Here is a 15,206-nt window from a genome sequence, read left to right on the forward strand (position 1 = left end):
TTCCTGCCAAAATTTTGCTTCATTCTTTTGCAGCAGAACTTTTGTGGCATGCTGTATGGACCGTCGTGATTTTATGCAAAAAGCCGCGCTGGCAACCGGCGGCCTCTTACTATCCTTTTCCGTGCCTTCGGGAGCTGCTTCGGCTGCATTGTCCGCAACCGGCTTTTCGCCCAATGCGCTGCTCCGGATCGACACCGACGATACGATACGCATTATTCTCAATAAAGTGGAAATGGGCCAGGGCATCTGGACGACCCTCGCCATGCTCATCGCCGAGGAGCTCGATTGCGACTGGACCCGCATCCGCGTGGAGCACCGGGTGATCGAAGGCCCTCACCTGGACGAAAGCATGTGGGTACTCTCCACCGGCGGCTCGGATACCGTCAAATCCGAGTTCGACCGCTATCGCACCACAGGTGCCATCGCGCGCACCATGCTCGTGCAGGCGGCCGCACAGCGCCTGGGCATTGCGCCGGAACAATGCACCACTGCCGAAGGCTACGTGCAAGCTGGAACGACGCGGTTCAGTTACGGTTCTCTCGCCACCGATGCCGCCCGGCTACCCATTCCCGAAGTAAAACTCCGCAACCGCAACGAATGGAAGCTGATCGGGCATCCACGGGGTAAACCTCCACAGAAGCTGGATGTGCCGGACAAAGTGAGTGGGAAAGCCCTTTATGGCATTGACATTCAATTCCCCGGACTACTGACCACCTTGCTCGAACGCTGCCCGGTGTTTGGCGGAAAGGTCCGATACTACGATGGGTCGGAGGCAATGCGCATTCCGGGCGTGCGGAAAGTGGTGCAGGTACCGGAGGGCGTCGCGGTGGTGGCCGACCACTCCTGGGCAGCCATGCAAGGGCGAAAAGCGCTGCATATTGAGTGGGATACCCAAGGCAATGGTAATCCCGATACCGAGCAGCTGTTCGCACAATACCGTGAGACAGCTGACCAATCGGGCAGGATAGCACAAGCTAAAGGCGATATTGCAAGCGCGTGGCAGCGAGCTCAGGCGGTTTACGAGCAGGAGTTTTGTTTTCCATTCCTGGCCCATTCGCCTATGGAACCCCTCAATTGCACGGTAAAACTGTCGGCCGATAAATGTGAGATATGGACGGCTACCCAATCAAACGCGTTGCACCGACAGGAAGTAGCCCGGTTTCTGGGATTCAGGGACGAGCATGTAACGCTCTACACGCCAGCCATGGGCGGTAGTTTCGGGCGGCGCGGCTCGTTCGGGAACGACTGGGTGATGGAGGCCGTGCACATTGCCCAGGCAAGCGGCGAGACTGTCAAGCTGATCTGGACAAGGGAGGACGATATCCGCGGTGGCTATTACCGGCCCCTGTATTTGCATAAGGTCAAAGTGGGCATGGATGCAGCCGGAATGCCAGTGGCCTGGAAGCACGATGTGGTCGGGCAGTCGCTCTTTGTAAATACGGTCCTTGAAAAAGATATTGCGCCCAACGGGCTCGATTACAGCACGATCGACGGTGTGATCGGCTCGCCCTACATCGTAGGTTGTCAGGACCACGCTATCGCGCTGCATACGACTGCCAACAATGTTCCCGTACTGGCCTGGCGCTCGGTCGGTAATACACATACGGCGTTCGTGATGGAAACGGTGATCGACGAGCTGGCTTTCCAGACAGGCATGGATGCGGTTGAATACCGCAAAAAGCTGCTGGCCAACCATCCAAGACATCTCGCCGCATTAACCACCGCTGCCGAAAAAGCGGGTTGGGTTCATGCTTCGCCCAACGGACTTCCGACTGGACATTTCCGCGGCGTAGCAGTTCACGAAGCCATGGGCAGCGTGGTGGCCCAGATTGTAGAGATATCATACTCCAACCAGAACCTGAAAGTCCATCGTGTGGTGTGCGCGATCGCGTGCGGGCTGGCCGTAAACCCGGACGGCGTGAAAGCGCAGATGGAAGGCGGCATTATCTACGGGCTCACGGCGGCATTGTTTGGCGAAATATCGATTGAATACGGTGCTATCCGCCAAAGCAATTTCGACGATTACCGCATCCTGCGAATGGATGAAGCCCCGGTCATAGAAGTGCATATCGTCGAAGACGACGGCAAAATGGGCGGCGCGGGCGAGCCCGGCGTGGCGCCCATTGCACCGGCACTGGCGAACGCATTCTTCGCAGCCACGGGCAAGCGCGTCAGGAAATTGCCTTTACTTTCCAATATTTGATAAATTAGGGTATGCGAAAGGCCATTTCCAAACTTTACCACATTCCCTTCTGGTTCGCCTATCACTATTTATGGTGGGTGGTCGCGATGGGCAACCCATGGAAGGCTGCGCACAGCATTCTCTTTTCGCCTTATGCGGTCAAGTTTGCGTTTTATGTGGTGCTGCAAGCGGTGGCCGTGTATTTCAATTTATATTACCTCATTCCCGAATACCTTGAAAAAGGGCGGCTCAAATCCTACATCGGTTACCTGGGCATCACCCTGTTGGCTACTGCACTGGCAATTGTTTCGGGCTATTATGTGAGCGCCTGGCTCGCACATCAATCGGTGGAAACACTCTTCGGACGGGGCGCCAATTGCTTCTTCTATTTCTTCGGCGAGGCAATGCCCTCCACCTTGGCGAGTACCACGCTGGCGATGAGCATTAAACTCACCAAAAACTGGATCCGTACCGAGCAGCGGCAACAGCTGCTGGAAAAGGAGAAACTTCAAACCGAATTGCAATTTTTGAAATACCAGTTCAACCCGCATTTCCTGTTCAACAGCATCAATTCAATTTTTTTCCTCATTCATAAAAACCCCGACGCCGCGTCCTCGTCGCTGGCGAAATTCTCGGAATTGCTGCGGCACCACTTATATGAATGCAACGACGAACTCGTACCGCTCGACAGGGAAATAGCTTACCTCCATAACTTCATCGCGCTTGAAAAACTACGCCAGAACGCCGGTGTGACTGTCATCACCGAAATTCCGGACGAACTTCCTCCCGGCGCAAGCATTGCCCCGTTCATTTTAATGACTTTTGTTGAAAATGCTTTCAAACATGTCTCAAAAGAGAACGATCAGAATAACCGGATCGAAATCCGCCTGCAACTGGAAACAACCATGCTTGAATTTGAGATTTCCAACAGTTCCTCTCCCCTGCCGACAAGGCAGGCCGTGCATTATGGCGGTATAGGGCTCAAAAATGTACAGCGCCGCCTCGACCTGATGTACCCGGGCCGTCACGACCTTGCTATCCGGCATCATGACAGCCTATTTCAAGTAAACCTGCGCATAGAACTGACTGCACCACATGCGTTGATAGCCGCTCAGCTCTCATTTCAATAGTCTATATTCTTACTGATCACCGGTCATGCTCACCCAAGAATGGCATTTAGGTTTGTAAGTATAGATAAGAATCCTTCGGAAAGGGCGGGGTCCTTTTTGCTTGCAAAAGGTATAATTTTTGAAGTATAGCAGAGGCGCGAAGGAAGACCTTCGCACCTCTGCGTCAATTCGCCATTAGATCAACAGAACCAGCAAAGACTATGAAAAGAACGTTGCAAGCAGCCAATATTATCGCGTTGATCGCCACTGTGGTGATCAACTACCTCTCCAATACCGGTATCTTCAACAACAGCACGATGGCCAGCGTCTCGGCCCGGTACCAGAACTTCTTCACACCATCCGGCTACGCATTCTCCATTTGGGGCGTGATTTACTTGTTGCTGGCCGCATTTGTCGTGTACCAGGCACGCGGCATTTCCGGCAGGCGCGAAACGCCGGTAGTGGTTGAGCAGATTGGCTGGCTTTTTGTGATTTCCTGTATTGCCAACTCGGCCTGGGTACTGGCCTGGCTTTACGATTTCACCGGCCTCTCCGTACTCATCATGACCGCGTTGCTGATTTCGCTATGGCTGATCATCCTCCGCACACGCATGGAAATGGATGTTATACCTATTAAGAAAATTGTGCTGACCTGGTGGCCCTTCGCCATTTACCTCGGGTGGATATCGGTAGCGCTCATTGCCAATGCAGCGGCCTACTTTACCAAAATCGGCTGGAATGGCTTTGGCCTGTCACCCATAACGTGGACCGTGATCATGATCTGCATCGCGGGTATCGTATACCTGGGCCTCACATGGGTACGGAACCTGCGCGAATCGGCGATGGTCGGCGTGTGGGCGTTGATAGCCGTTGCGGTAGCCAACCGGGGCTCCACTCCGGCGGTCGTCAATGCAGCGCTCATTGTTTCAACGATTATACTGATCAGCAGCGGAATCCACGCCTACCGCAATCGCGGGAAGCACTTTTTGGAAGAAGCGGAAACGTCGCAGAGATAACCCCTGGCGTGAAGCTGTTGCTTCGCGCCTACTATGTGCAGGCCTCCGGCCGGTCTTATTCGAAATCCCGTTTCGCAATATTGACCGGCCGGAGGCCTGCGAATAAGGTGTGCAAAGCCGGAGCTTTGCACAAGCTCCTCCATTGTAACCAATAATATAATAATTAAAAGAATAATTTATCCAAAACATTCCCGCTACCTCGCCGCAGAATCACATGCAATAGCCATTCGACGATTTTAATCCCTTTTTAACCTCCTTTTAACATAGAGTTAAGGATGAAGTGCGGTTTTTGTATGCGTATAAGAGGCACACACCTACGAAAAGAACAATTTAGAAACCCTGCGCCATACAAACAGCGCCCAAACGCATGCTCATTTTCAAATACTTAAAATAAAGATACCCGTTAAGGCCGCTCCCTTGCGGCTTCAAATTATACAAAAGACTCAATAGCGACCCGTTAAGATGATCAAAGAATTGCTGAAATATCTCCTGCCCCTGTGCATTCTCCTGGTGGACGGGTATAGCAATATGTATGCGGGTTCGCAGGAACATCAGCCTTGCCTCTCTCCCATTCAGATTCTCGGCCAATCGGAACACCCGAATTTTGTACAGGTTTTCGACGATAACGACCCCGCTTTCCGCCTCCCGGACAACGCCAGAAAGTTCGCAGAGTTTGTGCGGACCATTTCCGAAGAAAAAGAAGAGGATTCCAGCGAATCGTTCTCCCTTAAAAAAGCACCACGCGCCAGCGGCATTCTTGCAGCCGCATTTGCTTCGCGCCCGCTTTTTCCCTTTTACAGCATCGCCACGGCCCGGCCTATACAACGGCTTGGCTCGTTTTATTCCTCTCGCAGATATCTGAGGCTTCGCGTCCTCAGGATTTGATCCCGCTCAACAGCAGGTTATCTATGGCCTGCCGATCCGGTCGTCGTGGCGCCCATCTCCCCCCGGTAGCTCACGGCTGCTTAACATTGTGCCCTCAGGCACGCCCATACGAACAGTAACTATCAAAAATTCAAAATTAGCTAACTCCAAAAATCATCATGAAAAGAATTCTCATGCTCGTGAGCTTGGGTGCATTGTTGTATCAGACAGGCTGTACATCCAAACACGAAGAAGAAAAAGAAGAAGCGGTTAACTACTTAGTCACAAGCCCCTTACAAAAAGACACCACCATCACAAAAGAGTACGTGAGCCAGATCCGGGCGATCAGCCATATCGAGCTGCGGGCATTGGAGAGAGGTTACTTGCAGAAAATATACGTGGATGAAGGTCAGATGGTGAAAAAAGGCCAGCTGATGTTCCAGATCATGCCGATGGTGTATCAGGCTGAACAGCAAAAAGCACAAGCCGAAGCAAACTTCGCAGAGATCGAATACAAAAACACCAAAGCATTGGCCGACAGCAATGTCGTTTCTAAAAACGAGCTCGCGCTGGCCAAAGCGAAACTGGACAAAGCCAAAGCGGAACTGGGCCTTGCGTCGACACACCTCGGATTTACCGAGATCCGCGCGCCGTTCAATGGTATCATGGACCACTTCCAGGTGCGGCTGGGAAGCCTCGTGGACGAGGGTGACCTGCTTACCACCCTCTCCGACAACAGCGAAATGTGGGTTTACTTCAACGTACCGGAAGCCGAATACCTCGATTACAAATCGGGAGAAGACAGCGGTAACCTCCTGAAAGTAAAGCTCAAAATGGCTAACGAAAAGATTTTCGACCATACCGGAGCTGTAAAGACCATCGAGGCCGATTTTAACAACGAAACGGGTAACATCGCATTCCGGGCTACGTTCCCGAACCCCAAAGGTTTGCTTCGCCATGGCGAAACAGGTAATGTGCTGATCAGCGTACCGCTGAAAAACGCCCTGCTGATCCCGCAAAAAGCCACTTTCGAGGTGTTGGACAAGAAATACTGCTATGTGATCGACAAAGATGGCAAAGTCCAGTCGCGTGAGATCACGATCGCAGCCGAGCTGCCTCACATTTTCGCAGTTTCGCATGGTCTTCAAAAGGACGACAAAATATTGCTGGAAGGCTTGCGTCAGGTACGCGAAAACCAAAAGATCAGCTACAAATTCCAGAAGCCCGATTCGGTTATCAATCACCTAAGCCTGTACGCGGAATAGTCCGCTCCAAAAGCAAAAGATATGTTTAATCAATTCATACGACGACCTGTATTCGCGATTGTGATATCGGTCATGATAGTCTTTATCGGTATACTGGCTATCAAAAAACTGCCTATTTCGCAGTTTCCGGACATTGCTCCTACCACTGTTAACATCTTTATCGCCTACCCCGGATCGAGTGCCGATGTATTGGTGAAATCCACGCTTATTACACTTGAACAGGCGATTAACGGTGTTCAGGACATGCGCTACATTGCCACCGATGCCACCAGTGCCGGTGAAGCGACGCTGAGGATCATCTTCGAGCCCGGTACCGACCCGAACGACGCCGTTATCCGGGTAAAAACCAGGGTTGACCAGGTAATGCCCCTCCTTCCTGAACTCGTTCAGCGCGAAGGGGTAATTATCACGCCCATTCAGCCGAGTATGTTGATGTACGTCAACTTGTACTCGAAGTCCAAAACCATTGACGAAAAATTCCTCTTCAACTACGCTACCGTGAAAATGATCCCCGAAATCCAGCGGACCAAAGGGGTAGCGCGGGCGCAGATCCTCGGTAGCCGCCGTTACGCGATGCGCGTATGGCTTAACCCCGACCGCATGCGTGCGTACAACATTTCGGTGGAAGAAGTCATGAAATCGCTGGCCGAACAGAGTATCATCGGTCGTCCGGGACGTATCGGACAAAGCTCGGGGATAGCCGCGCAGTCTTTGGAATACGTATTGACCTACAAAGGTCGGTACAGTGAGCCGAAAGAATACGAGGACATTATTATCCGCGCCAACAAGGAAGGTGAAAGCATCCATTTGAAGGACATTGCCAAAGTGGAACTGGGAAGTGAGTTCTTCGATATTTACTCGAACCTGGACGGCAGGCCGTCGGCAGCGATCGTTTTGCGCCAGAACTATGGCAGTAACGCGAGCGATGTAATCGAAGAGGTAAAGAAAAAGCTCGATGTGATGAAAGAGTCCTTCCCTCCCGGCATCGACTATAAAATCAGCTATGACGTTTCGCAATTCCTCGATGCGTCTATCGAGCAGGTAATCGACACCCTGCGCGATGCGTTTATCCTCGTGGCATTGGTAGTGTTCCTCTTCCTGGGCGACTGGCGTTCGACCCTCATCCCGATCCTCGCGGTGCCGGTATCATTGGTCGGGGCATTCTTCGTGATACAGGGCTTCGGGCTATCCATTAACCTGATCACCCTCTTTGCATTGGTACTTGCGATCGGTATTGTCGTCGATGACGCGATTGTCGTCGTCGAGGCGGTCCATGCCAAGTTCGAGGAGGAGCCGGGCATATCGCCCTACAATGCCGTCAAAAAGGTACTTTCCGAGATCAGCGGCGCGATTATCGCGATCACGGCGGTGATGGTGTCGGTATTCGTTCCGATCTCTTTCATGTCGGGTCCTGTGGGTACATTCTACCGCCAGTTCTCTATTACCATGGCCAGCTCCATCGTCATCTCGGCATTGATCGCCTTGACGCTTACACCGGTACTCTGTGCAATGCTTTTGAAGAGCCACCACGGCCATCCGAGAAAGAAATCCATTATGGACAAAGGGATCGACGCTTTCAACCGTGGTTTCGAAAAATTGACCGGCCGCTACGTGGCATTGCTGAACAGGATCGTTGCCCGCCGTCTGGTGACATTCCTCGTCCTGGGCCTGTTCTGTTTCGGTATCTACTGGGCCAACTCGATCGTTCCCGCAGGTTTTATCCCTAACGAAGACCAGAGTACCATTTACGCGATCATCCAGACGCCTCCGGGATCTACCCTGGAAAAAACGAATGAGGTATCGCGTCGTCTGCAAAAAATTTGCGAGGAAGTGGAAGGTATCGAATCGGTATCGTCGCTGGCAGGTTACGAAATCATGACCGAGGGCCGCGGTTCCAATGCGGGTACATGTTTGATCAACCTTAAACCATGGCACGAGCGCAAGCAGAATGTAAAGGAGATCATGGAAGAGCTCGAACATGTTTCCAAAGGCCTCGGTGCGACTGTCGAATTCTTTGAACCACCGGCCATCCCGGGTTTCGGTACATCAGGCGGCTTCTCGATGCGCCTTTTGGATAAAAACACGGATACCGATTACCAGGAGTTTGACAAGATCAACAAACAATTCCTGGACGATCTCGGCAAGCGCAAAGAGCTGACCGGTTTGTTTACCTTCTTCGCGGCTAACTATCCGCAGTACGAACTGGAAATCGACAACAAGCTGGCCATGCAGAAAGGCGTATCGATCGGAAAAGCGATGGATAACCTCAACATCATGATCGGTAGTACTTACGAACAGGGTTTCATTAAATTCAACCAGTTCTTTAAAGTGTATGTGCAATCCGATCCGCAATTCAGAAGGCTTCCTTCCGATCTTTTGAAACTGTTTGTGAAAAACGAAGCGGGCGAAATGGTGCCTTACTCTTCGTTTATGAAGCTGAAAAAAGGCCAGGGGCCTAACGAGATCACCCGTTTCAACCTCTATAACTCGGCGGCGATCCAGGGGCTTCCTGCGAAAGGTTACACCACGGCGGAAGCCATCGCGGCGATCCGTGAAGTGGCTGCCAAAACGCTTCCGAAAGGTTACGATATCGCATTCGAAGGTCTTTCCTACGACGAATCGATCCGCGGCAACGAATCAGTGGTGGTATTCGCGATCGTATTGGCATTCGTATACCTGGTACTCGCGGCTCAGTACGAAAGCTTCATCATTCCGCTCGCGGTGGTATTGTCGCTGCCGGTCGGGGTGTTCGGATCTTTCCTCATGCTGAAACTGATGGGCCTCGAAAACAACATCTATGCGCAGATCGGTTTGATCATGCTTGTGGGTCTGTTAGGTAAGAACGCCGTGTTGATCGTGGAATTCGCCGTGCAAAAGCGCGCCGAAGGGGCCACGATCCTGGCCGCGGCGATCGAAGGAGCGAGAGTGCGTTTCCGTCCGATCCTGATGACGTCGTTCGCATTCGTGGCCGGTCTGATCCCGTTGATCATGGCTACCGGCGCCGGTGCGATCGGTAACCGTACCATCGGCTCCTCCGCAATGGGTGGTATGTTGTTCGGTACGGTCTTCGGAGTTATCATCATCCCGGGCTTGTATTACATATTCGCCAAACTGGCTGATGGCAGAAAACTGATCCGCGACGAAGAAGACAGCTCACTGTCCGAAGGATTCGTTCACGCCATTGACGCTTTCCCAACATCAGAAGATAAAGACGAACATGCGAAATAAGAGAATATTGAATTGGGCCGGCATCGCATTCATCGGGCTGTCCTACCAGGCCTGTAACATCCCGACACTGCCCCAGAAAACGGAAAACCGGTCGGTACCTGTGAGCTTCAACGGCTCACAGGATTCCACCAACACCGGTAAGGTGAGCTGGAAAACGTTTTTCACAGATCCCAACCTGAATGCGCTGATCGACACGGCATTCAAGAATAACCAGGAACTGAACATTACTTTGCAGGAAATCGCGATCTCGCAAAACGAGATCCAGGCCCGGAAAGGGGAATACCTGCCATTCGTAGGCCTGCGCGGCGGCGCCGGTGTGGAGAAAGCGGCGCGCTACACCAACATCGGTGCCAGCGAAGCTACCACCGACATCAAACCAGGCAAAGAAACGCCGGATCCGCTTCCTGATGTAAACATTCAGGCAGTGGCACGCTGGGAAGTCGATATCTGGCACAAGCTGCGCAATGCGAAAAAAGCAGCGGCAACTCGGTACCTGTCGTCGATCGAAGGCAAGAACTTCATGATGACCAACCTGGCGGCCGAAATCGCAAACTCCTATTACGAGCTGCTCGCACTGGACACGCAGCTGGCTATCATCCGCCAGAACATCGACATCCAGAACAATGCGTTGAAGATCGTGCGCATGGAGAAGGAAGCAACCCGTGTAACCGAGCTGGCCGTGCGCCGATTCGAAGCGCAGGTGCTCAAAACGCAAAACCTGCAATACGGTATCCAGCAGCAGATCGTCGAAACCGAAAACCGGATCAACTTCCTCGTCGGACGTTATCCGCAGCCGGTACAACGCAGCAGCCAGGGCTTCGAAAACCTCGTTCCAAATGTGGTACAATCGGGTATCCCTTCGCAGCTGCTTTCGAACCGTCCGGATATTAAGCAAGCTGAGCTTGACCTTGCAGCGGCAAAAATTGATGTAACTGTGGCGAGGGCCAACTTCTATCCTTCACTGGGATTGTCGGCCAGCCTTGGTTTCCAGGCATTCAGCCCGATTTACCTCGCCCGCGTACCCGAGTCGATCATGGGCTCGCTGATCGGCGACCTGGCTGGCCCGGTGATCAACCGCTATGCGATCCGCGCGGGTTATGCCAATGCGAATGCGCGACAGATCCAGGCCATTTACAACTATGAGCGTACCGTTTTGAATGCGTACATCGAAGTGGTGAACCAGCTTTCGAATATCAACAACCTGGAAAAGAGCTACGACCTGAAAACGAAAGAAGTGGAAGCATTGAACCAGTCGACTACTATTTCGAACCGGTTGTTCGCTTCGGCCCGTGCGGATTATATGGAAGTATTGCTCACCCAGCGCGACGCACTGGAATCGAAATTTGAACTGATCGAAACCAAAATGAAGCAGATGAATGCCATGGTGAATATCTACCGGGCACTCGGAGGCGGCTGGAATTGATAGATTAACTTAGGATGTGGTTTTGTATAAAGATTCTCCCGGCTTTCGGGGGAATCTTTATTTTTTTACAGGTAATTCCACCACAAAATCAGCTTATTACGGGGATTTGAGTGAAGTAACCGCCTGTACCTACCTAATCCTTTTTTCTATGAGCCTGAAAAATTTCCTGATTTTTGCCCTGCTGGCCACCACCTGCTTGCAGCTGCGGGCGAAAGACTACCGCACCTCGCTTTTCGGCATCCATTCCGACGGCATTACCCTCAATACCCGGTCCATTCAATACGCCATTGATTTCATTTCCCAGAACGGCGGCGGACGACTGGTATTCAATGTAGGCCGCTACCTTACCGGTTCCATTCATCTGAAATCCAACGTCACGCTGCACCTCGAAGAAGGCGCCGTGCTCCTCGGCTCGCTGAACCCCTGGGATTATGATAAAAAAGTGTGGACGGCCATCGTGTTCGCCCACGACCAGCAGAATATCGGCATCACCGGACAGGGCGTGATCGACGGCCGCGGCCGCTACATTGCCCGGAATATTGTGGACATGATTCACAAGGGTTTGATCAAAGACCTCTTCCGCCAGGACCGCCCGGAAGCCGAGACCCGCCCCGTGCTCGCCTACATCCGCAACTGCGAGAATGTGAATATAAAAGGCGTAACAATGCAGAACTCGTCGAGTTGGGTGCAGATTTACGACCAATGCAAAAACGTAGCCATCGACAGCATTACCGTCGACAGCAAGGCCTACTGGAACAACGACGGCATCGATATCGTCGATTGCGACGGCGTAACCATTACCAATTCTTTCATTGATTCGGACGACGATGGCATTTGCCTCAAATCGCACGACGCTTCCAAAGTCTGTAAAAATGTATTGGTCAGAAATTGCACCATTCGTTCGAGCGCGAATGGCATCAAGTTCGGTACTGCGTCGTATGGCGGGTTCAGTAATTTTAAAATTTACAATGTCAAAATCTTTGACACCTACCGCTCGGCCGTCACGCTGCAAGCCGTGGACGGTGGTTTTGTAGAGAATGTAATTGTAGACAGTTTAAAAGCCTACAATACCGGCAATGCGATCTTTTTAAGGATTGGAGAAAGGATGAAAGGGAGGAAGGGAAGGATGGAAAATGTAAGTATTTCCAACATGTACGTGGAAGTGCCAGCTACCAAACCGGATGCGGGTTATGAATATGAAGGACCGATCGAAGATATGCCGCGTAACATTTCGCCTTCGGGGATTGTAGGGATGCCAGATGCGCTCATTACCAATGTGACTTTGAAAAATATCGAGATCAGAATGCCAGGAGGCGGTAACCCAATGTTTGCAAAAGTAGGCCTCGACGAGCTGGATAAGGTCCCCGAGAAGCCTACATTCTATCCCGAGTTCTCGATGTTCGACGAGCTTCCTGCGTGGGGGCTGTACATGCGCCACGCGAAGGATGTCAAGATCAGCAACCTCACACTATCCTGCGAAAAGAAAGACTACCGAACCGCTATCGTCACCGACGATGTACACGGCGCGACATTCGAAGGCATTAAAGTGACCACACCGGGTGTCAGCAAAAATCATATTCACACCTATAAATCGACAGGGATTGTCACTAAAAAATGAGGCTTGTTTCAAAGGATATGGTGTTAAAAACATTATCCGCCATGGTGATCCTCTTAGCGGGTGCAGCAGGCTATGCGATGCACACAATGCGCTGGCTACCCTGGCAGAAACCAGTGTTCGAAACCGCTATTCCGGCAAACTGTGCAGCCACTACCGGCAAAGCCATACTGATTTTTTCCAAAACAAACGGCTACCGGCACGCGTCCATCGAAGCGGGTGTAAAGGCTATTAAAGAAGCAGGTCAAAAGCGGGGTTGGGAGGTAGTAGCGACGGAAAATGGAGCCTTTTTTAACGAAATATGCCTTAAATCCTACCGCGCCGTCGTGTTCCTCTCTCCCACCGGCGATTTTCTTACCGAGGGGCAGGAACGCGCATTTGAACAATACATCGAAAACGGCGGCGGGTACGCAGGTATCCATGCTGCCGCCGACTGCGAATACGATTGGAACTGGTACGGAACGATGCTCGGTACACGTTTCAGGAACCACACATTTTTGCCCTATCCAATTCCAAAGGCTGAAATCGTCACCGAACCCGGCTCACATCCCGCCATCGACGGCCTTCCTGCACGTTGGTCGAAGAAGGATGAATGGTACAACTTCCACGGAAGCATCCGCGGGAAAGCTGGTTTTCAGGTGCTGTTAACCGTGGATAACAGCACCTATCCCGCTTTATGGCCCAAACCCATGCGTGGGGATCATCCCATTGCCTGGTCGCGGCCGATCGGCAGAGGCAGAGTGTTTTACACAGCCATCGGGCACAACGCGTCCACATACGACGATCCCACGGCGATGAAACACATCATGGGTGGGATCGCCTGGGCCGCTGGGCTGTATTAACATTCTGTTAAGTCTCTTCAAGCGACTCCCCGGCGTTTTGCCCCGTGCGTATTTTCGTTTTGAAACTACTCACAAATCAAAATGCAAAAGAAACCTTTACTAGCGCTGCTGATTGCGGCGGCTCTCATGAATGGTTGTACCGACCATGCCCCTCAGAACCCGGTACAAGAAGATCCTTCGGCTTTCAAGGAAGTAGCAGGTGTGGACCTGGGTAATGTGGCGGCGGCTGAGATTTCGGCCTATGACCCGGCTACCCAAAGACTTTTTACGGTTAACAACGAAAAGGCGGCCATCGTGGATGTCCTCGACCTTTCGGCATTTCCGGCGATTGCCAAACTGCAACCAATCGACGTCTCGGCGTTGGGCGGCGTGGCGAACAGCGTCGCCATCTCGAACGGAAAACTGGCGATTGCCCTCGAAGCGACGAACAAGCAAGCAAACGGCAGCGTGGTTGTGCTCAATACCAGTACATTGCAAACGATTAAACAAATCACCGTCGGCGCATTGCCTGACATGGTGACGTTCAGCCCGGACGGCCGCTTTATCGTAACCGCTAACGAAGGCGAGCCCAATGCCGATTACAGTGTCGATCCCGAAGGCTCGGTTTCTATTATTGATATTTCAAACGGTTACAGCGTCAAGACCCTCACTTTTGAAGGATTTGAGAACGATTACAGCGCATTGGCGGCAAAAGGTTTCCGCAAGTTCGGGCCTAAGGCTACGCTCGCCCAGGATATCGAACCCGAATACGTAGCCATTTCCGACAACTCCCAAAAGGCATTCGTGACCTTGCAGGAAAACAATGGCGTGGCCGAAATCGACCTGATCAGCGGCAAAATCCTGGCTCTGCACGCGCTGGGTACCAAGGATATCAGCTACATTCTCAACGCACTCGACCCAAGCGACAACGACCAGAAAGTGGAGCTGAGAAACTGGCCGATCAAATCATTCTACCTGCCCGACGCGATCTCCTATTTCACCGTGAACGGCACCCCTTATGTGATCACAGCCGACGAAGGCGACGCCCGCGAGTACAGCACGTTTGATGAGCAAAAACGCATTAGCTCGCTCAAACTGAACCCTGTATACTTCCCGAATGCCGACGAACTGAAAAAGGTATCAAACCTCGGCCGCCTGCGCGTGACCAGCACACGGGGCGACTTTGAAAACGACGGTACTTACGAGGAGCTTTACAGCTTCGGCGGGCGCGGTTTCAGTATTTTCCACGCGGCGGACATGAAGCGCGTGTACGAATCGGGCAACTCGCTCGAACAGGAGGTCATCAAAGCCGGCATTTACGACGATACCCGCTCTGACGACAAAGGCGTAGAACCCGAAGGGGTTACCGTAGGATGGATGAACGGCAAGCCGATGGCATTCATCGCCATGGAGCGCGTGGATGCCATAGGCGTTTACGACCTGAGCAACCCGGGCGCGCCGCAATTCCTGCAAATCATCAAAACAGGCGATGCGCCGGAAGGAGTGCTGTTCATTCCTTCGGACAAAAGCCCGAACGGGAAAAGCCTGCTCGTAACAAGTAATGAGGAAGATGGTACGGTGAAGTTTTTCCAGCCGTAATAATTGTCACGCTGATTTCTATGATAAAACCAAGTGATCTTGATAGGTTGCTTGGTTTTTTATTAGGGCAAAGATGGTGTGCAC

At 52.1% G+C, this 15,206-nt stretch carries 10 protein-coding genes; all 10 read left to right on the top strand.

Annotated features, from left to right (window positions below; genetic code table 11):
* Positions 1-73: 73 nt before the first annotated feature.
* Complete coding sequence (locus ACQ4MZ_RS22125) at positions 74-2,203, top strand: molybdopterin cofactor-binding domain-containing protein (RefSeq protein ID WP_430848568.1); 2,130 nt, start codon at positions 74-76, stop codon at positions 2,201-2,203.
* A gap of 11 nt (positions 2,204-2,214) precedes the next feature.
* Positions 2,215-3,312 carry a sensor histidine kinase gene (locus ACQ4MZ_RS22130; RefSeq protein ID WP_430848570.1) on the top strand — a complete coding sequence of 366 codons (1,098 nt, stop codon included), beginning with the start codon at positions 2,215-2,217 and terminating at the stop codon, positions 3,310-3,312.
* A gap of 200 nt (positions 3,313-3,512) precedes the next feature.
* Positions 3,513-4,307, top strand: a complete 795-nt coding sequence (locus ACQ4MZ_RS22135) for a tryptophan-rich sensory protein (protein ID WP_430848572.1) — start codon at positions 3,513-3,515, stop codon at positions 4,305-4,307.
* Positions 4,308-4,769: 462 nt separating this feature from the next.
* Positions 4,770-5,192 carry a hypothetical protein gene (locus ACQ4MZ_RS22140; RefSeq protein WP_430848574.1) on the top strand — a complete coding sequence of 141 codons (423 nt, stop codon included), beginning with the start codon at positions 4,770-4,772 and terminating at the stop codon, positions 5,190-5,192.
* 158 nt (positions 5,193-5,350) lie between these two features.
* The gene (locus ACQ4MZ_RS22145) at positions 5,351-6,436 is read left to right on the top strand and encodes an efflux RND transporter periplasmic adaptor subunit (protein WP_430848576.1); all 1,086 of its coding nucleotides are present in this window, start codon (positions 5,351-5,353) and stop codon (positions 6,434-6,436) included.
* A gap of 21 nt (positions 6,437-6,457) precedes the next feature.
* Positions 6,458-9,664: an efflux RND transporter permease subunit gene (locus ACQ4MZ_RS22150; protein WP_430848578.1), complete on the top strand. Its 3,207-nt coding sequence runs from the start codon at positions 6,458-6,460 to the stop codon at positions 9,662-9,664.
* The gene (locus ACQ4MZ_RS22155; protein WP_430848580.1) at positions 9,654-11,087 is read left to right on the top strand and encodes a TolC family protein; all 1,434 of its coding nucleotides are present in this window, start codon (positions 9,654-9,656) and stop codon (positions 11,085-11,087) included. Before ACQ4MZ_RS22150 ends, ACQ4MZ_RS22155 begins: the two co-directional genes overlap by 11 nt.
* A 148-nt stretch (positions 11,088-11,235) precedes the next feature.
* Positions 11,236-12,705 carry a glycoside hydrolase family 28 protein gene (locus ACQ4MZ_RS22160; protein WP_430848582.1) on the top strand — a complete coding sequence of 490 codons (1,470 nt, stop codon included), beginning with the start codon at positions 11,236-11,238 and terminating at the stop codon, positions 12,703-12,705.
* Positions 12,706-12,746: 41 nt separating this feature from the next.
* Entirely contained in the window at positions 12,747-13,544 is a 798-nt protein-coding gene (locus ACQ4MZ_RS22165; protein WP_430848584.1) for a ThuA domain-containing protein, read from the top strand.
* Positions 13,545-13,625: 81 nt separating this feature from the next.
* Positions 13,626-15,122, top strand: coding sequence for a choice-of-anchor I family protein (locus ACQ4MZ_RS22170; protein ID WP_430848586.1), 1,497 nt, complete (start codon positions 13,626-13,628; stop codon positions 15,120-15,122).
* The last annotated feature ends 84 nt before the right edge of the window (positions 15,123-15,206 follow it).

Source organism: Dyadobacter sp. BHUBP1 (genome assembly GCF_050587785.1).
Taxonomy (GTDB): Bacteria; Bacteroidota; Bacteroidia; order Cytophagales; family Spirosomataceae; genus Dyadobacter.

Bases quoted from the DNA above. Each gene is read 5' to 3' on its own strand.
- ACQ4MZ_RS22140 (WP_430848574.1), top strand. From the start codon at position 4,770: ATGATCAAAGAATTGCTGAAATATCTCCTGCCCCTGTGCATTCTCCTG.
- ACQ4MZ_RS22125 (WP_430848568.1), top strand. From the start codon at position 74: ATGCAAAAAGCCGCGCTGGCAACCGGCGGCCTCTTACTATCCTTTTCC.
- ACQ4MZ_RS22170 (WP_430848586.1), top strand. From the start codon at position 13,626: ATGCAAAAGAAACCTTTACTAGCGCTGCTGATTGCGGCGGCTCTCATG.
- ACQ4MZ_RS22160 (WP_430848582.1), top strand. From the start codon at position 11,236: ATGAGCCTGAAAAATTTCCTGATTTTTGCCCTGCTGGCCACCACCTGC.
- ACQ4MZ_RS22135 (WP_430848572.1), top strand. From the start codon at position 3,513: ATGAAAAGAACGTTGCAAGCAGCCAATATTATCGCGTTGATCGCCACT.
- ACQ4MZ_RS22155 (WP_430848580.1), top strand. From the start codon at position 9,654: ATGCGAAATAAGAGAATATTGAATTGGGCCGGCATCGCATTCATCGGG.
- ACQ4MZ_RS22145 (WP_430848576.1), top strand. From the start codon at position 5,351: ATGAAAAGAATTCTCATGCTCGTGAGCTTGGGTGCATTGTTGTATCAG.
- ACQ4MZ_RS22130 (WP_430848570.1), top strand. From the start codon at position 2,215: ATGCGAAAGGCCATTTCCAAACTTTACCACATTCCCTTCTGGTTCGCC.
- ACQ4MZ_RS22165 (WP_430848584.1), top strand. From the start codon at position 12,747: ATGGTGATCCTCTTAGCGGGTGCAGCAGGCTATGCGATGCACACAATG.
- ACQ4MZ_RS22150 (WP_430848578.1), top strand. From the start codon at position 6,458: ATGTTTAATCAATTCATACGACGACCTGTATTCGCGATTGTGATATCG.